Origin of the sequence: Leifsonia poae, assembly GCF_020009625.1 — a bacterium.
GTDB classification, from domain to species: domain Bacteria; phylum Actinomycetota; class Actinomycetes; order Actinomycetales; family Microbacteriaceae; genus Leifsonia; species Leifsonia poae_A.
This window is the reverse complement of the sequence record NZ_JAIHLP010000002.1, coordinates 313854-331803: the sequence shown is the minus strand read 5'-3', so window position 1 is coordinate 331803 and position 17950 is coordinate 313854. Positions and strand designations below refer to the sequence as shown.

Sequence of the window (17950 nt, the reverse complement as noted above, 5' to 3'; positions counted from 1 at the left end):
CTACGCCCGGCCGCGACATGCGAACCGGGGAATGCGCCGGCCGGCCGCGCGTTGAAGTCGATCATGAGCATTCTCCTCACCGGCGCGACCGGATATATCGGATCATCCCTCCTCCCGCTGCTGATCGAGGAGGGGCACAGTGTCACCGCCCTCGTGCGTGACCCGGCGAAGGCCGCCACTGCCGCGACGTCTGGCGCCGCCGTCGTCATCGGGGACGCCACCGACGCCGACCTCGTCGAGCGCCTCGCGCTCGAGAGCGACGGTGTCATCCACCTCGCGTCGGGCCACGATGTCGACCCGGCGTTCATCGACGCCGTCTTCCGCGGCCTGGAAGGCAGCGATAAGCCGTTTGTGCACACCGGCGGCATCTGGAGCTACGGTTCGAACCCGGACATCAGCGAAGATTCGCCACGCAACCCGCCGCAGCTCACCGCATGGCGAGGCTCGAACGAGGAACGCGTTCTCGCCGCCTCCGGCATCCGTACCTCGATCGTGGTGCCGGCCGTCGTGTACGGGCGCGGCGCCGGCATCCCCCGGGTGATCGTCGACGCGCCTCGCGGCGACGGCACCGCGCCCGCCCTCCGCCTCGTCGGCGACGGTTCGCAGCACTGGACAACGGTTCACGTCGACGACATCGCGGCCCTGTATGTGCTGGCTTTCGAACACGGGGATGCGGGAGCCGTCTATGTGGGGGCCAGTGGCGCCAACCCCACGGTGCGCGAACTCGGGGCGGCGGCGGCTACGGCGGCCGGACTCGACGGACGCGTCGAAGCAGAACTCGCGGATGCTTCGCGTGAGCGCCTCGGCGCAGCGTTCGCCGATGCCTTGCTGCTGGATCAGGTGTCGAGAGGCTCCCGTGCCCGGATCGACCTGGGGTGGGAGCCGAACGGCCCGTCCCTGCTCGACGACATCGCATCCGGGTCGTACCGTCCGGCCGTATGACGCGCGGCGGCGCGTTTGGTGGTAGAGGCGCCCCCTGGTAATGTTGTTTGTTGGCTTGCGTGTGGGTTCCGTCCGCACGACTGCCGCAAGGCGCCCTCTCTCGCTGAGCGGCACATCCGAAACTCACTTACGAACGAAAGTACCCACACGTGGCAAATATCAAGTCGCAGATCAAGCGCATCGGCACCAACAAGAAGGCCCAGGAGCGCAACAAGGCCGTCAAGAGCGAGGTCAAGACCGCCGTTCGCGCCACGCGCGAGGCGATCGTCGCGGGCGACAAAGACAAGGCCACCTCGGCTCTGAAGGTTGCCACCAAGAAGCTCGACAAGGCTGCCAGCAAGGGTGTCATCCACAAGAACCAGGCCGCCAACAAGAAGTCGGCCATCGCCAAGCAGGTCGCAAGCCTCTGAGTCTCTGCCGCTCAGCGGCCGAGCACCGCGGGTTCGCCCGAATCGCGAAGAGCCCCCGTCGTCACGACGGGGGCTCTTCGCGTTTCCGCGTCAGTCGCGTCCGTGTGAGCTGACGATGCGGATCATCCGCTCCAGGGCGAACACCGGATCGCGGCCGCCGCCCTTCACATTGGCATCGGTCTCGGCGAGGATCTCGATACAGCGGCCGAGGCCCTCGTCTGTCCAACCCTGCAGATCGCGACGCGCCCTATCCACTTGCCAGGGGGCCAGCCCGAATTGCTGCGCAAGCTGGCCTGATCCGCCGCGCGCCCCGGAGAGCTTCGCCATCGTGCGCACCTTGCTGGCGAACGCCGCCACCAAGGGCACCGGGTCGGCGCCGGAAGCGAGCGCGTGGCGCAGGGTCACCAGGGCTTCGCCGTGCCGGCCGGCGATCGCCGCATCCGCGACCTGGAACGCATTCGTCTCGACCCGGCCGCCGTAATACTTGTCGACGGTGGCGTCCGTGATCTCGGCCGCGGAATCCGAGATGAGCTGCTGGCAGGCGCCGGCCAGTTCGGCCAGGTCGTCCGAGAAGGCCGAGGTGACCGAGCGCAGTGCGCCGGCCGTGATCTTCTTGCCCGCCGCCCTGAACTCGGCTTGTGCGAAGTCGTACTTGTCGGAATCCCGTTTCAGCTCGGTACAGACGACCTCGATGCCGGAACCTCCGCCGGCACGGATGGCGTCGAGCAACTTCTTGCCCCTGACACCGCCGCCGTGGCGCAACACCACCACGGTGCCATCGGCCGGTGCCGCAAGGTAGTCGAGCATGTCGTTGAGGAAGACGTCGTTGCATTTCTCCACGTTCGCGACGCGGATCAACCGGGGTTCACCGAAGAGCGACGGACTCGCCAGGGTCAGCAGTTCTCCGGGCGCGCAGTCGTTGGCGGCGAGGTCGCTGATCTCCAGGCTCGGGTCTTCGCTCTTGAGACGGTCACGCAGCGAACGGATCGCGCGTTCGGCGAGAAAGACTTCCGTGCCCGACACCAGCACCACCGGCGCCGGCCGGATCTGGTTCCAGGCGAGCTGCGGGATCGACGCGGCGACGGTGCGCCCCTTGCTCGCATTCGCCTTGCTGCTGACTCGTGCCGCCACGTTCCTCCTCGGTCGCTTCCAGCATACGGTGGAGGGGTGTCATTCGTTTCCGAGACGGCACCGTCACCGCGCACCGGCGACTCCGGAGGCCGCTCGCTCCACACCCGCAGCCGCCCGGGTGCGGTTCCGGGGGCTACGAGGATGAGACCCTGGCCGTCCGTGCGTTCTACGGCGGTGCCGGACCGCGCGAGGATGTCGAGCGCGCGGGGCGTGGGATGCCCGTACCCATTGTCCGCGCCGACCGAGACCAGACCGACCTCTGCCCGGAGGCGATGGTAGAGGGCTTCGCTCTGATCGGCTGAGCCGTGATGCGCCACCTTCACCACGTCGACACCGGTCACCGCGCCGGTCGCGAGCAGGTCGTCTTGCGCACTCTCCCCGAGATCGCCGAGGAACAGCGAGCGCATCCCCCGCCCCTCCACCATCACGGTGACGCTCCCCGGGTTGCCGCTGATCGCCGGTACTCCCCCGGGAGGCGTCTGCGGCCAGACGATGCGCCACGCGAGCCCACCGAGCATTCCGGCCTGCCCGGCGAACCCCTGCACGATACGCGCGCCGCCGTTGCGGAGCACGTCGATCGTGCGCTCGTCGGAGGGGCGGCCGACCTGCCCGACGATGACGGTGTCCGCTCTACCGGCGACCGCCGCCACTCCCCCGGCATGGTCGGCGTCGAAGTGGGTGAGGATGAGCAGGTCGAGCCGGGCGATCCCGAGCTGCTGGAGGCAGGCCTCGGCGGGCTCCGGCCTTCTCCCGACGTCGATCATCGCCACGTGGCCGTCGTCACGGAGCAGCAGCGCATCCCCCTGGCCGACATCGCAGGCGGCGATCTGCCAGTCCTGCGGAATCCCGAGACTCCGCCCGAGCGCGTTGCCGCCGAGACCGCCCACGTAAACGCCGAACCCGGCGACCAGGCTGAGACCGGACAACGCGACCACGACGCCCCGCCCGCGCCCCTGCTTCGCCAGCACGACCACCCCGATGGCGAGCACCGCGCCCGCGCAGAGCAGGAGGCCGATCGGCCCCCCGACCCAGGGCAGGCTCTCCGCCGGGAGCCTGCTCGTTGTCTCGGCGACCTCCGCTATCCACGCGGACGGCACCCAGGCCATCCAGACCAGTGCCTGCCCCAGCGCCGGTGCGAGAGGGAGCACGATGCACGCGAGCAGACCGAGAACGGTCGCTGCCGGGGCCGCAGGCTCCGCCAGGAGGTTCGCCGCGACACCGTACAGCGGCAGGGTGGGCGTGAGCAGGATGAGTACTGGCTGACACGCCAACTGGGCCGCGAGCGGAACCGCGATCATCAGCGCCAGCGGCCGGGGCATCCAGCGGCCGAGCGCCCGGGCGAGCGGAGCGGCCAAGACCAGGAGCCCGCCTGTGGCGAGCACCGAAAGCGCGAATCCGAAATCGCGCGAAAGCCACGGATCGTGGCCCAGGAGCAGGATCACGGCGAGGGCCAGCACCGGCAGCCCGTGCGCCGGCCGCCCGCGAGCGAGCGCCAGGAGCACGACCGCGGCCATCACGGCCGCGCGCACCACACTCGCGCCCGGGGTCACAAGCACGACGAACGCGATCAGCGCGAACAGCGACAGGGCGATGCGGCTGCGACGACCGAGGCCCACGAACGCGCAGCAGAAGAAGACGATGCCGGTCACCAGGGCGCAGTTCGCTCCGGAAACGGCGGTGAGGTGGCTCAACGAACTCGACTTCATCGCCGCGTCCAGCGTCGCGCTGACGGCCGTGACATCGCCGATCGACAGCCCCGGGAGGAGGTCTCCGCCGTTGCCCGGCGTGCGGGCGGCAGCCGACGAGAGCGAGCTGCGCAGCCCACCTGTCCACCCGAACCACACCGGAGGCGGAGCACTCTCGGATGGACGGCCGACCGAGGTGAGAATGAACGACGTCGCTTCACCGGAGTCGGTCTTGCGCACCGTGCCCTCGACGCGGATCACTGCACCGAATGCGACCGCGCGCACCTCGGATGCCGACAGGGTCGCGATCACCGAAACCGGCACCTCGCTCCGCAGCCATTTCGAGCCCGCCGAGATCGCGATCGCCGTTCCCTTCCACATCCAGCGCGCACCGCCGTCGAAGCCTGCTCTGATGCTGTTCGGCGAGCTGTCGGTGCGTACCTCCGCGATCACCGTGCCGCGCTCCTGCGCCACCCCGACGAGCAGGGTTGGCGCGCGCCGCGGTGCGTCGGCGGCAATGAGACTCACCATGAGCGCGCCGGCCACGGCCGAGAGGGAGACCGCCGCCGCCGCACGTCGGCGGCGACCAGCGCCGCCGCCGTTCGGGTCGGACTTTCCCCGTTGATCGACAGGCCGAAGGGGACCAGACGGAGGAGCGGAGAGGAGACCGGAGCGCAGAATGGGTGCGAGAACCGCCAGAACGGCGATCGCCCAGGCGGGCACGACAGCGACGGACACCACCTCGGGCGCAGCGACGCCGAGCCAACAGACAGTCCAGCCGGCAACGGCCGGTGCCACGAGACGCAGATCGACGTTCACACGGTGACCCGGTCTTTCAACCCGTCGAACAGCTTCTGCCCGATCCCGCTGACCTTCAGCAGATCGGCCGCCGATGTGAATCGGCCGTTGGCCGTTCGCCAGTCGAGGATGCGCTGCGCCAACGCCGGTCCGATGCGCGGAAGCGTCTCCAGCTGGGTCTGATCGGCCGTGTTCAGGTTCACCGAAGCCCACGTCGGTGCGCCGCCGTCCGCTCCCGCAGCCGGTGGGGTCACCACCGCTTCGCCGACGCGTGGGACCACGAGCTGCTCACCATCGGCGAGTGGCCGCGCCAAGTTGACTCGGCTGACGTCGGCATCGTCGGTGAGGCCGCCGGCGGCGGCGACGGCGTCCATCACCCGGGCCCCGGCCGACAACGACACGAGACCCGGCCGTTTCACGGCGCCGAGCACATGCACAAGCACCTCGGCCCCCGTCACGGCAGAGATCGACGGCGCCCCGATCGTCGCGGTTGCACCGGGTTCGCTCCCAGTGATCTCGCGCTCGCTCCCCCGCTGCGCGAAAGCCGTGACGGCGACCGTCACCACCAACGCCACGATGAGCAGGACCACCCCGGCTCCAACGCCCATCCGCACGCGGGCTGAGACCGCGCCGGTCTGCACCGCCAGGCCGTCTGCCTGCGGCTCGCCCCCTGCCCGATGTCGCATGCCCTCACGCTAGGGAGACCGACGCCGATGCCGCAGCCGGACGTGCGCGCCGGTGGAGAAGACGGCGGCGGCCCTCCCTGTGGAGGACCGCCGCAGAATCGCGATACCAGCAGGCGTCAGCCGCGCGGCTTCGTCGCGATGTTCACCAGCCGCGGAGCACGCACGATCACATTCACGACCTCGCGGTCACCCACCGAGCGTTTCACCGCATCCGACGACCGGCCCAGCGCCTCGAGCTCTTCGGCGGAGATCTTCGGCGACACCTCGAACCGGTCGCGCACCTTGCCGTCCACCTGCACGACCGCGGTCACCGACTCCTCGATGAGCAGTGTCGGGTCGGGCTTGCGCCACTGGGCGAGGGCGACCGACGGCTCGTAGCCGAGGATCGACCACATGTCTTCCGCCACATAGGGCGCGAACAGGTTGAGCGCCATCGCGGTGACCTCGGCGGCCTCGCGAACGGCGGGATCCGCGGGGCCGGCCCCGCTGTCGATCGCCTTGCGGCTCGCGTTCACAAGCTCCATCAGGCGGGCGACCACCACGTTGAACTTGAACGCCTCGACGAGGCCGGGCGCATCAGCGAGGAAGCGGTGGGTGACGCGACGCAGCGCGGGGTCGCCGTTCTTCCAGACGACGTCGGGCGCGCTGCTGACGTCGTGCGCGACCCGCCACGCACGGGCGAGGAACTTCGCACTTCCCGACGGGGAGACGTCGGCCCAGTCGATGTCGTCTTCCGGAGGGCCGGCGAAGGCCATGGTGAGGCGCACCGCGTCGACGCCGTGCTCGTCGAGCTGCTCCGACAAGCGCACGATGTTGCCGCGCGACTTGCTCATCGCGGAGCCCTCCATCTGCACCATGCCCTGGTTGAGCAGCGCCGTGAACGGCTCGGTGAAGCTGAGATGGCCGAGATCGAACAGCACCTTCGTGACGAAGCGCGAGTAGAGCAGGTGCAGGATCGCGTGGGTCACGCCGCCGACATACTGGTCGACGGGCGCCCACTTCTCCGCCTCGGCGGGGTCGAACGCTTGCGTCTCGTCTTTCGGGGAGAGGAAGCGCAGGAAGTACCACGAGCTGTCGACGAAGGTGTCCATCGTGTCGGTGTCGCGCTTCGCCGCTCCGCCACAGCTGGGGCAATCGACGTTCACCCAATCGGATGCGGCACCGAGCGGGCTCGTCCCCTTCGGCTGCAGGTCGAGGCCTTCCGCCGGCGGAAGCAGCACCGGCAGCTCCGCTTCCGGAACCGGCACCTCGCCACACCGTTCGCAGTGGATGATCGGGATGGGCGTTCCCCAGTAGCGCTGGCGGGAGATCAGCCAGTCGCGCAACCGGAAGTTCTTCGCGGGGGCGCCGAGCGAGCCGCCCTGCAGTGCCTCGGTGACCCGCCGGATGGCGTTCGACTTGCTGAGACCGTCGAACGGTCCCGAGTTGATCAGGCGGCCTTCTCCGGTGAGCGCCACGCCCGTCTCCACCGGGTTCTGCGGCGGCAGGTCGTCGGGCAGGATCGGTTCACCGGTCTCCGGATCGGTGTGGATGACCGGAATGGCGCCGGTCACAGGCTGGTTGGTGTCGACCACGACACGCACGGGCAGGTCGAAGGCGCGCGCGAAGTCGAGGTCACGCTGATCGTGGGCGGGAACGGCCATGATCGCACCGTGCCCGTAGTCGCTCAGCACGTAGTCGGCCGCCCAGATCGGCAGCTCCTCGCCGGTGAGCGGGTTGATCGCGTGGCGCTCCAAGAAGACTCCGGTCTTCTCGCGCTCGGTGCTCAGCCTGTCCATCTCCGTGGTGCCGCGAACCGTCTCCAGATAGGCGTCGAAGCGTTCCTTCACCTCGGGGCGCGCATCCTGAACCAGCTCGGCGGCCAGGTCGGAGTCGGGGGCGACGACCATGAAGGTGACACCGTAGAGCGTGTCCGGGCGGGTGGTGTACACCGTGACCGGCTCCTCACGCCCTGTGATGGTGAAGGTCACGTCCGCGCCTGTTGAGCGACCGATCCAGTTGCGCTGCATGCTGATGACCTTGGACGGCCAGGCGCCCTCCAATTGGTTCAGGTCGTCGAGCAGACGGTCCGCGTAGTCGGTGATGCGGAAGTACCACTGCGTCAGCTTCTTCTTCGTGACGAGGTTGTCGCAGCGCTCGCATCGGCCGTTGACAACTTGCTCGTTGGCCAGCACCGTCTGGTCGAACGGGCACCAGTTGACCTGGCTCGCCTTGCGGTAGGCCAAGCCCTTTTCGTAGAGCTTCAGGAAAAGCCACTGATTCCAGCGGTAGTAGGCGGGGTCGCTCGTCTGCAGCACGCGATCCCAATCGAAGCTGGGTGCATACCGGCGCATGCTCGCCTTCTGCTGCGCGATGTTGTCGTTGGTCCAGCCGTTCGGGTCGAGCCCGCGTTTGATCGCCGCGTTCTCGGCGGGCAGGCCGAAGGAGTCCCAGCCGATCGGGTGGAGCACGTTGAACCCTTGCTGACGCCAGTAACGCGCGATCACGTCGCCGAGGGCGTACGCCTCGGCGTGGCCCATGTGCAGATCGCCCGAGGGGTAGGGGAACATATCGAGCACGTACTTGCGCGGGCGCTTGTCAGCCGGGTCGGCGGTGGCGAACGGCTTCAGCTCATCCCAGATCGGAAGCCATTTCTCCTGAATCGCGGCGAAGTCGTAGTGCGCGCCTTCGTCTGGCGCGGTCGCTGAATCGTGCTCGTGTGCCACGTGACTCTCATTCGTAGTGGTTCGCCCCGACGAAAAGCCGGGAGAAAGAGGGGGAGGCCGCGCTCGTTTCGAGCACATTTCCTACGCCCACAGTACTAAACGTTGCGGACCGTCTGTCCGTTCCCGAGAACCTGCAGACCCGCGGCGGCCAGCAGTGCCCGCGCTTTGATCGCGACCTCCTCCAGCTCCTCCTCCGGAACGGACAGTGCCGTGATCCCGCCGCCCGCTCCGATCGACACGAGTCCCGGCTTCACGACGACGCTCCGGATCACCATGGCGAGGTCCATCGCACCGTCCAGCCCGAGGTACCCGAAGCATCCCGCGTAGATTCCGCGCGGGCCCCCCTCCAGCGCGTGCAGGATGCGCATCGCACTCAGTTTGGGAGCCCCGGTCATCGACCCCGCCGGAAAGCAGGCCGCGATGGCGTCCGCCGCCACAAGCCCCGGGAGCAGGGTTCCCTCCACCGTGCTGACCAGCTGATGCACCTGGGGGTAGCTCTCGACCGCGAGCAGGTGGCGCACGCCCACCGAGCCGACCTCGCAGACGCGCCCCAGGTCGTTGCGCATGAGGTCGACGATCATCACGTTCTCGGCCCGTTCCTTTTCGCTCGCCTCCAGCTCGGCTCGCAGTTCCACGTCGCGAGCGATCGTCGCTCCCCGGGGGCGCGTGCCCTTGATCGGTTTCGTGCGGATCCGCCCGTTCGCGGTCAACGAGAGGAACTGTTCGGGCGAAGAACTGACGAGGGAGACGCCGTTGATGCGCACGAGGCCGCCGTGGTGCGCAGGACTCGCTTCGCGCAGCCTCAGGTGCACGGCGAGCGGATCGCGGTCGACCCGGGCGCTCGCCCGATTCGTCAGGCAGAGCTGATAGGCATCGCCGGCGCGGATCGACTCCTGGCACGAGCGGAGGAGCGCCAGATAGTCCTCGTCGTCGTGACGCCAGGTCGCGGCGTCGGCTGTCTCCGCTGGGGCGTGCCGCTCCACGTGCCCGGAGGCGGCACCAGAGGCGGTCGCCAGTCTCCGTCGCGTCTCGGCCACCCACCCAGCGGCGTCGCCGTCCCCCTCAAGCGTCAGCAGTTCCACGGTGCCGCGCTCGTGGTCGAAGACGAGGGCCCGGTCGACGAAGAGCATCGCCGCCGCCGGCTCCCCACTATCGGCGACGGGCACACCGCTGGCCGCCGCCCCGCTCTCGTAGCCGAGCCATCCGACCCACCCGAGCGCGAACGACACGACGCTCTGCCCGTTCGTCACAGGCTCCTTCGCTGCGAGATCGTCCCGCAGGAAGTCGACCATCGTTCCAGGCGCGGTCCTGGTCCCGCCCGGGGAGGACACGACGACCTCCCGACCGTGCGGCGCCACGACCTCGGTGGCAACGGTGTCGCTCGCCGCCAGGTAGCTGCGACCGGCGGACGCGCCGGGCCCGGCATCCAGCCAGACCGCATTCTGCGCCTCGCCGAAGAGGGTGACGAAGGCGTCGGCCGGATCGACCGGTGTCTCGACCGGGTACCAGCGAAGATGGCGAACCACCTGCACTAGCCTAGGCGAATGGACGCGAGCATCACCCTTTTCGACTGGCAGGAGGGCGGGCTCGCCGCCGTGGACGGGCGCGAGGTCGCCGAGACAGCGCTCCTGGCCGCGGACTCATTCCTCGTTGACGACGGCGCGGTCCTCGCCGTCGGGCTGCACCATTCCCGTTTCGGCCAGACCGCCCGCGAGCAGGGCTTCGCCGATCGCGCGGGCCTCGACGCGTTCTGGGCGACGGCCCTCGAGGCGATCCCGCGCACGGGCCGGTGGTTCCCACGTTTCGAACTCGTGACCGTCCGGGAGGCGCCCCGGCTGCGCTTCCGTCTCCGCTCCGCGCCGGAACTGAGTGACAGCGTGGTGCTGAGCACCGCGCGCTCCGATCCGCGAACGGCGCGCCATCTCAAAGGGCCGGACATCGACGCGCTCGGCCGGCTGCGCCAGGATGCGCAGCGCGTCGGCGCTCAGGAGCCGGTGCTGCTGGACGACGGAAAAGTGTCCGATGGGGCCACCACGGCGCTCCTCTGGTGGCGCGGAAATACGCTCTTCACTCCCCCGCTCGCTCTTCCGCGCGTCGACAGCGTCGCTGCCCGCACCGTCCGAGGCGTCGCTGCGGCGCTCGGCGCTCCTGTCGACGAGGAGGCGGTCTCTCCCGCCGAACTCGAGGGATGCGTGGTCTGGGCCGTCAATGCCCTGCACGGCATCCGCGCCGTAACGGCCTGGGTGAACGGCCCGCGTCTCGCTCTGGACGCGTCCCGTACCACTGCGTGGCGCGCCCGTCTGAGCGCGCTCGCGAGGCCGCTCTGATCTGATCGTTCGCGCTCCTCGCGCGTCTCACGATGGACGTCAGGCGAGCCGGCCCGCATCGAGGTGTACCCGACGTGTGAGCAGACCGTCGGCGACCGGCGTGTGCGAGATGAGCAGAACCGTGCGCCCGTCTTCGGCAGCGGTCGTCAGGATGTCGTCGACGATCCGAGCAGCGACGGCCGCATCGACGTTGGCGGTCGGCTCGTCGACGACCAGCACGGCGAAGTCGGCGAGGATGGCCCGAGCGAGCGCGATGCGCTGCGCCTGACCGCCGGAGACGAGGGCGCCCCGCTCCCCGACATCCGCCGTGAGACCGCCCCGTTCCTGAACCCACTCGGTGAGCCCGACCCGGTCGAGAACAGCCAGAAGCTCCTCGTCGGTCGCCGTATCGCGGGCGAACAGCAGATTCTGTCGCAGATCCGAGTCGAAGAGGTACGGGTGCTGTTCGCAGAGACCGATCACGCGACGAACCTCATCCTGTGCGGCGTCCTTCGCTTCGACGCCGTCGACGGTGAATCCGCCGCTGTAGTCGATGAACCGGGTGAGCACGTGCGCGAGGGCCGTCTTGCCCGCACCTGTCGGACCGGTGAGAAGCACTCGTTCGCCCGGCGCAAGTCGCAGGGTCACATCCTCCAGCACGGACTGGGTCTGCCCCGGCCAATGCGCGCTCAGCCCTGTCAGCTCAACGGAGGGGACGCTGCGGGCGGTCAGTGGAACGGTGACCGCCGCATCCGCCGGGATGCCCGCGGGGAGCGACGCCGGAGCGACGGCGGCGAGGCGTTCGGCGCTGGCGTGCAGCTGCCGGTAGGCGCCGAGCGCGAGTGGCACCATGCCGAAGATCTCGAACACAGCGAGCGGCAGCAACGCCACGACGGCGAGCGTCGGCGCATCCAGCCGATGGGTTCCCAGGGCCGGGATGCCGGCCATCAGCGCGAACGCCGTCGCCGCGCCTGCCAACACAGACACGATGGCCGTTGTGAGGCCCACCCCGGCAGCGCGCGAGCGGAGTGCCGCGGTGAGCCGGTCCCCCGCTTCGGAGACGCGGCGTTCGGCCTGGGGCAACGCCCCGAAAGCCGTCAGCACGTCAAGCCGACCGACCAGGTCGAGGATGCTGTCGTTCACCTCGGCCCGCAGCGGCGCGATCTCCCGTTCCGCGCGGCCCGACACCCACCGGTTCACGAGGGTTCCGGCGACGAACGCGAGCGCAAGGGCCACCAGCAGCGACACTCCGGCCTCGGGCAACAGCACGAACACACCTCCGACGGAGATGAGGGCGATGACACCGGCCGTGACGAGCGGCTGCACCACCCGCAGGGAGTGGTTCTGCAACTCGTCCACATCATTGGCCACGCCCGAGAGCAGGTCGCCGCGCCGGGTGTCGCCGAGGCCGTCGGGCGCCAGCGGAACAAGCCTGCCGAACAGCTCCGAGCGGATCGTCGCCAACTGGCGGAATGCCGCGTCATGACCGGAGAGTCGCTCGAGGTAGCGGAAGAACGCTCGCCCGAGCGCGAAGGCGCGAACGCCGACGACCGCCATCGACACGTAGATGATCGACGGCTGCTCGGCGGCTCGCGTGATCAGCCAGGCGGACACCGCGAGCAGCGCGACGGCGCTTCCCGCGCTCAGAACGCCGAGGGCGATGGCGCGCCACAGACGGCCGGCCGGCGGCAGGGCGAGTCGAAGGATACGTCGGGTCGCAACAGGGTCAGCGGACACGGCTCACCACCTCCAGGGTCAGCAGGGTGTCGGCGGCCGCGACGACGGCATCCCGATGGCTGATCACGAGCACGGCTACGCCACCCGCCGCGATCTCCCGGAGATGACCGACGAGCCGAGCCTCGGAGGCGTCATCGAGGGCAGAGGTCGGCTCGTCCAATACGAGGAGCGGGCAGTGTTCGGCTCGCATCCGATAGAGCGCTCTGGCCACCGCGACACGCTGAGCCTGCCCGCCCGAGAGCCCGGCTCCTCCAACCCCCAGCACGGTCGAGGGCGGGACGTCGTCGACCGCCGCCAGGCGGAGGGACTCAGCGACCAGCAGCGCATCCGGTTCGGTCGATCCGAGCGCCACATTGCCTGAGACACTGCCTGCTAGCAGGCCCGAGTGCTGCCCGGCCCACGCGATGGATGCCCGACGCGCCTCCGCGCCGGCCGCGTCGGCAACCGAGACCCGCCCCTCGAACGGCACGAACCCGAGCGCAGCTCCCACCAGACTGGACTTGCCCGCACCGCTGGGCGCGCTCAGCACGGTGAGGACGCCCGCCGCCACGGTCGCGGAGAACTCCCGCACCACGGTGCGCCCGCGGTAGTCGATCGTCACTCGGTCGAAGACGAGCACACCCTCGCCCCGGCGCAGGATGTTCGACGCCGGCACCGAGGACACCGAGGACACCGAGGACGCCGCCGTCGCCGAGGTCGCCGCCGAGGTCGGAGCGGCCTCCGAACGCTCCGCCTCCAGGGTCTCGAATGCGCTGTGGGCGGCCGCGATCCCCTCGGTCGCCGCGTGGTAGGCGGCGCCGACGTTCCGCAGCGGCAGGAACGCCTCGGGCGCGAGAAGCAGCACGAACAGACCGACCGAGAGATCGAGCTGACCGTTCAGCAGGCGCAGGCCGATCGCGACCGCGACGACAGCCACCGACAGGCTGGCGGCGAGTTCCAGCACGAAACCCGACAGGAACGACATCCGCAGCACCTTCATGGTGCGGGCGCGGTACTCCTCGCTGACATCGCGGATGTGCGCCGACTGGCGGTGCTGCCGCCCGAACAACTTCAGTGTCGAGAGCCCATCGACCACATCGAGGAACCCGCGCGAGAGCCCTGATAGGGCACTCCACTGCCGCGCCTGTGCCGCCTGCGTCGCCCAGCCCACGAGCACCATGAACAGCGGGATCAGCGGCAACGTGATCAGCACGATGATGCCGCTGGTCGCGTCCTGCCAGAACATCACGGCCACGAGCACGGGCGTCGCCAGCGCGGTCAGGATGAGCTGGGGCAGATATTTGGTGAAGTACCCGTCGAGCGCGTCCAGCCCTCGCCCCACCGTCAAAGTCACCTCCGCCGAATTGCGTGTGCTCAACCAGCCCGGCCCCAGCCGACCGAGCGCCCCGACCAGCGCCTCCCGAAGCTGACCGATCACCGTCGAGCCTCCGCGCGCCGCCGTCGTCTCAGTAAGCCACAGCACCACTCCGCGCACGGCGATCACGAGCACGAGCCCGGCGAACAGCCCGCTCAGAGCGGGCAGGTCGTCCCCCGCGATCGCGCGCACGATGAGCTGTGTCACCAGCCAGGCGAATGCGATCACGCATGCCGTCTGCAGCAACGCGAGCGCACCTCCGGTGACGAGGGTGCCGCGCGCCGCGCGGGCGTAGCGAAGGAGTCGCGGATCGAACGGGCGCATGGTCAGACGGCGGCGGACGCCGGCTCCTCCTCGGGGATCTGGGCACGGGTGACGCGCTTACGGAAGATCCAGTATGTCCAGCCCTGGTAGAGCACGATCAACGGCAGGAAGATCAGCGCCACCCAGCTCATCACCTCGAGCGTCATCTGGCTGCTCGAGGCGTTGGCGATCGTGAGGCTGTTCTCGGGGTTCGGCGACGACGGCATCACGTTCGGGAACAGCGCGGCGAACAGCGACACGACCGCGAAGGCGATCGTGGTCGCCATGAAGGCGAACGACCAGCCTTCCTTGCCGCGCAGATTCGCGATCCAGGAGACGATGAGCGCCACCGCGGCCAGTGCCGCCAGCACGACGAACACCACCGAGAAGTGGGCGATCGCCGTCCACAGCAGGAACGAGGCGGCGACCACGATCGCGAGGCCACCCGACTTCATGGCGAGCCTGCGCGCCCGCTCCCGGATCGGCCCGTCCGTCTTGAGCGAGATGAACACAACGCCGTGCGTGAAGAACAGCAGCAGGGTGGTCAGCCCGCCGAGCAGCGCGTAGCCGTTGAGCAGGTCGAACAGCGTGCCCGTGTAGTTGAACTGCGCATCCAGGGCGACCCCTTGCACCATGTTCGCGAACGCGACACCCCACAGGAACGACGGGACGACCGAGCCGACGATGATCATGCCGTCGAACCACTTCTTCCACCGCGAGTCCGGGCGCTGGTGGCGGTATTCGAACGAGACGCCGCGCACGATCAGGGCCAGAAGGATGAGAAGCAGGGCCAGGTAGAAGCCGCTGAACAACGTCGCGTACCACTCGGGGAATGCGGCGAAGAGACACGCGCCGGCCACGATCACCCATGTCTCGTTGAGATCCCAGACCGGGCCGATCGTGTTGATCATCACACGGCGATCGACATCATCGCGGCCGAGGAAGGGCAGCGCCATCCCGACGCCGAAGTCGAAACCGTCGAGCACGAAGTAGCCCACGAAGAAGAAGGCGACGATGCCGAACCAGAGAATTGCCAGATCCATCAGAGCCTCCTAGTAGACCGTCGCGACCGGAACGTGCTTGCCCTCGTCGTCGAGGTGGTCCTCGGCGGGGGCGGGACCCTTCTGGGCCGCGCGTTTGATGAGCTTGAATTCGACGACGGCGAGGATGCCGTAAATCGCGGTGAAGGCGATCAGCGAGATGAGCACCTCCACCCCCGTGGTGCCGGGCGAGACACCGTCGGCCGTCTTCATCAGCCCGAAGACGATCCAGGGTTGCCGGCCCATCTCCGTGAAGATCCAACCGACGATCATTGCCAGCATCGAGAGCGGGAAGGCCCAGATCGCCGCCTTCCACACCCACCTGTTGTTCGGCATCCGGCCCTTGCGGGTGAGCCACAGGCCGACGACGGCCACGAGCACGTGCAGCATGCCGAGCCCGATCATCCACCGGAATGCCCAATAGGTGATCCAGATGATCGGCGTGTAGTCGCCCGGGCCGTAGATCTGAACGTAGTGGGCCTGCAGATCGTTGATGCCCTCCACGGTGCCGTCCAGCGTGTGTGTGGAGAGGAACGAGAGCAGATAGGGGATGCGGATGGAGAACAGCTCGTGAACTCCGTCAGGGGTGCCGAGGGTGAAGATCGAGAATGAGGCGTCGGCTCCCGTCGACGTCTTGTACAGCGCCTCCGCCGCCGCCATCTTCATCGGCTGCGTCTGCACCATCGCGAGACCGAGCTGATCGCCGCTCAAAACTGTGCACACGCCGGCGCCCACCATCGCCCAGAGTCCGAACTTGAGCGCGGGGCGCATCGTGTCGAGGTTCTGCCGGCGCGAGAGGTGCCAGGCCGAGACCGAGATGATCAGACCGGCCGAGACCATGAAGCAGGCGAAGATCGTGTGCGGGAAGGCGGCTAGCGCCACCTTGTTGGTGAGAACCGCCCAGATATCGGTCAGTTCGGCCCGCCCTTTGGCTTCGTTCAGCCTGTAGCCGACCGGGTTCTGCATGAAGGCGTTCGCGGCGATGATGAAGTAGGCCGAGAGGATGCTGCCGACGGTCACCAGCCAGATCGTCGCGAGGTGCAGTCCTCTCGGCAATCGGTCCCAGCCGAAGATCCACAGTCCGATGAAGGTGGCCTCCAGGAAGAAGGCGAGCAGCCCTTCCAGCGCGAGCGGTGCGCCGAAGACATCACCAACGAAGCGCGAGTAGTTCGACCAATTCATCCCGAACTGGAACTCCTGAACGATGCCCGTGACGACCCCCATGGCGAAGTTGATCAGGAAGATCTTGCCGAAGAAGTGGGTGAGCTGCAGGTAGTGCACTTTGCCGGTGCGGTACCAGGCGGTCTGGAAGATCGCGACGGAGGTCACGACACCGATCGTGATGGGCACGAACAGGAAGTGGTAGATCGTCGTAAGCCCGAACTGCCAGCGGGAAAGCAGCAGCGGGTCCAGCCATTCGTTCACAGCATCCTCCACCAATCCGTCATTTCTACAGACTGTAGAATTTGACTTCTACACAGTGTAGAACATACTCAGCAAACCAGCGCTACTCTAGGAACGTGGCGAATCTCGGAGAACTGGAGCGAGCGGTGATGGACGCTCTGTGGAACTTTGGCGCCCCAACCACCGCCAACGAACTACGCGACAAGCTAGCCGCAAGCCGAGGCGAGGGCAAGGGCCCGGCCATCACCACGGTGCTCACCGTGCTCTCGCGCCTCGAGCAGAAGGGCTTCGTCGAGCGCGACCGCGAGGCTCGACCGCATCTCTACAGCGCCTCGCTCTCGCGCGCGAACCATGTGGCCGACCTCATGCACGAAGTGCTGGAGAGTTCCTCCGACCGCAACGCCGCCCTCGCCCACTTCGTCGGCTCTGTCGACGAAACCGAGGCGGAGACGCTTCGCCTCCTTCTCGCGGCGCGCACGCAGTAGCCGCTCCGTGACGCCCGTCAACGGCCTCGCCATCGCGCTCGGCGCGCTCGCGCTGGCACTCGCCTGGCCGGTCCCCGTCCTGCTGGCGCGGGCGAAGTGGCCGTCAGCGGCGCCGGCGCTCGCGCTCGCCCTCTGGCAGTCCATCGCTCTCGCGGGTGGCATCTCGATGATCGGCGCGCTGCTGCTCTACGGCCTGCAACCCTTCGGAGACGAGCTCTGGGCCCGAGTCAGTGAGGCTGCGAACACCGTCTTCGCGGGGCCGTTGCCGCCGGGAGCATCGCTGGTCACCACCTTCTCGCTCAGCGCGGCCGTGCTGCTCACGGCGCACCTCCTGGCGAACCTCGCACTCACCTCCGTACGCAGCCAACGGCAACGGCACCGGCACCGCGAACTCCTCAGCCTGCTCAGCTCCCCCCTCCCGGACGCACCGAGCACCCGCGTGATCGACCATCCGGCCCCCGCCGCATATTGCCTACCCGGCGCGCAGAGCGTCACCGTGCTCTCGGAGGGCATGATCGCCCTGCTCACCCCCGAACAGCTCGAAGCCGTGATCGCGCATGAGCACGCGCATCTGCAGCAGAAGCACCACCTGCTGCTCGACGCTTTCCGTTCCTGGAAACGGGCGCTCCCGTGGTTCCCGATCGCCACAAGGGCGCAGGATGCGGTGGCCCTGCTCGTCGAGATGCTGGCCGACGACCACGCCCGCCGCCTCGTCGGCGACGGCGTGCTCGCGGCGGCGATCGAGCTGGTCGACGCCACCGGGTCCGCCGGCACCGTACTCGGCGCGCCGAAAGACGCGCGCACGCCCGAACAGCGCCGCACGGCGATCGCCGCCCGGGTGGAGCGGCTCACCGGCGCACGAAGCACCGTCGGCGTGATCCCCCGCATCCTCGTCGTCGCCGGCACAGCAGCCCTCGTGATCGTGCCCCCGGTGCTCGTTCTGACCAGTTGACGTTCGGCACCC

At 68.6% G+C, this 17950-nt stretch carries 13 protein-coding genes and 1 pseudogene; 5 read left to right on the top strand and 9 right to left on the bottom strand.

Annotation, left to right across the window (positions count from 1 at the left end; translation table 11 throughout):
• Nucleotides 1–63 precede the first annotated feature (63 nt).
• Nucleotides 64–942, top strand: a complete 879-nt coding sequence (locus K5L49_RS02290; protein WP_223690409.1) for an NAD-dependent epimerase/dehydratase family protein — start codon at nt 64–66, stop codon at nt 940–942.
• A 149-nt stretch (nt 943–1091) separates the two neighbouring features.
• On the top strand, nt 1092–1352 hold the full coding sequence (gene rpsT / locus K5L49_RS02285; protein WP_223690408.1) for a 30S ribosomal protein S20: 261 nt from the start codon (nt 1092–1094) through the stop codon (nt 1350–1352).
• Between the two features lie 90 nt (nt 1353–1442).
• Here the strand turns inward: rpsT and holA are convergent, their stop codons facing one another.
• The 5 genes and pseudogenes from holA to pabB form a co-directional block, all read right to left on the bottom strand.
• Nucleotides 1443–2483, bottom strand: coding sequence for a DNA polymerase III subunit delta (holA, locus tag K5L49_RS02280; protein ID WP_223690407.1), 1041 nt, complete (start codon nt 2481–2483; stop codon nt 1443–1445).
• A gap of 623 nt (nt 2484–3106) precedes the next feature.
• A pseudogene (locus K5L49_RS02275) lies at nt 3107–4549 on the bottom strand (ComEC/Rec2 family competence protein); the annotation flags it as partial.
• A 434-nt stretch (nt 4550–4983) separates the two neighbouring features.
• A complete protein-coding gene (locus K5L49_RS02270) occupies nt 4984–5652 on the bottom strand; it encodes a ComEA family DNA-binding protein (RefSeq protein WP_223690406.1) in 669 nt (222 codons plus the stop codon).
• A gap of 116 nt (nt 5653–5768) precedes the next feature.
• Entirely contained in the window at nt 5769–8357 is a 2589-nt protein-coding gene (gene leuS, locus K5L49_RS02265) for a leucine--tRNA ligase (protein ID WP_223690405.1), read from the bottom strand.
• Between the two features lie 95 nt (nt 8358–8452).
• Complete coding sequence (pabB, locus tag K5L49_RS02260) at nt 8453–9883, bottom strand: aminodeoxychorismate synthase component I (protein WP_223690404.1); 1431 nt, start codon at nt 9881–9883, stop codon at nt 8453–8455.
• A gap of 18 nt (nt 9884–9901) precedes the next feature.
• Between pabB and K5L49_RS02255 the strand changes: the two genes are divergently transcribed.
• A complete protein-coding gene (locus K5L49_RS02255; protein ID WP_223690403.1) occupies nt 9902–10684 on the top strand; it encodes an aminotransferase class IV in 783 nt (260 codons plus the stop codon).
• 39 nt (nt 10685–10723) lie between these two features.
• On the opposite strand, the gene cydC is transcribed toward K5L49_RS02255, so the two are convergent.
• Genes cydC through K5L49_RS02235 form a run of 4 tightly spaced genes read right to left on the bottom strand, consistent with a single transcriptional unit; the run spans nt 10724 to nt 16522 of the window.
• Nucleotides 10724–12400 (bottom strand): thiol reductant ABC exporter subunit CydC, encoded by a 1677-nt coding sequence (cydC, locus tag K5L49_RS02250; protein ID WP_223690402.1) that lies wholly within the window; start codon nt 12398–12400, stop codon nt 10724–10726.
• Nucleotides 12390–14078: a thiol reductant ABC exporter subunit CydD gene (gene cydD, locus K5L49_RS02245; RefSeq protein WP_223690401.1), complete on the bottom strand. Its 1689-nt coding sequence runs from the start codon at nt 14076–14078 to the stop codon at nt 12390–12392. Before cydD ends, cydC begins: the two co-directional genes overlap by 11 nt.
• A gap of 2 nt (nt 14079–14080) precedes the next feature.
• On the bottom strand, nt 14081–15100 hold the full coding sequence (cydB, locus tag K5L49_RS02240) for a cytochrome d ubiquinol oxidase subunit II (RefSeq protein ID WP_223690400.1): 1020 nt from the start codon (nt 15098–15100) through the stop codon (nt 14081–14083).
• Nucleotides 15101–15109: 9 nt separating this feature from the next.
• Entirely contained in the window at nt 15110–16522 is a 1413-nt protein-coding gene (locus K5L49_RS02235; protein ID WP_223690399.1) for a cytochrome ubiquinol oxidase subunit I, read from the bottom strand.
• Nucleotides 16523–16617: 95 nt separating this feature from the next.
• Between K5L49_RS02235 and K5L49_RS02230 the strand changes: the two genes are divergently transcribed.
• Nucleotides 16618–16986: a BlaI/MecI/CopY family transcriptional regulator gene (locus tag K5L49_RS02230; RefSeq protein ID WP_223690398.1), complete on the top strand. Its 369-nt coding sequence runs from the start codon at nt 16618–16620 to the stop codon at nt 16984–16986.
• A 7-nt stretch (nt 16987–16993) separates the two neighbouring features.
• On the top strand, nt 16994–17938 hold the full coding sequence (locus tag K5L49_RS02225) for a M56 family metallopeptidase (protein ID WP_223690397.1): 945 nt from the start codon (nt 16994–16996) through the stop codon (nt 17936–17938).
• Nucleotides 17939–17950: the final 12 nt, after the last annotated feature.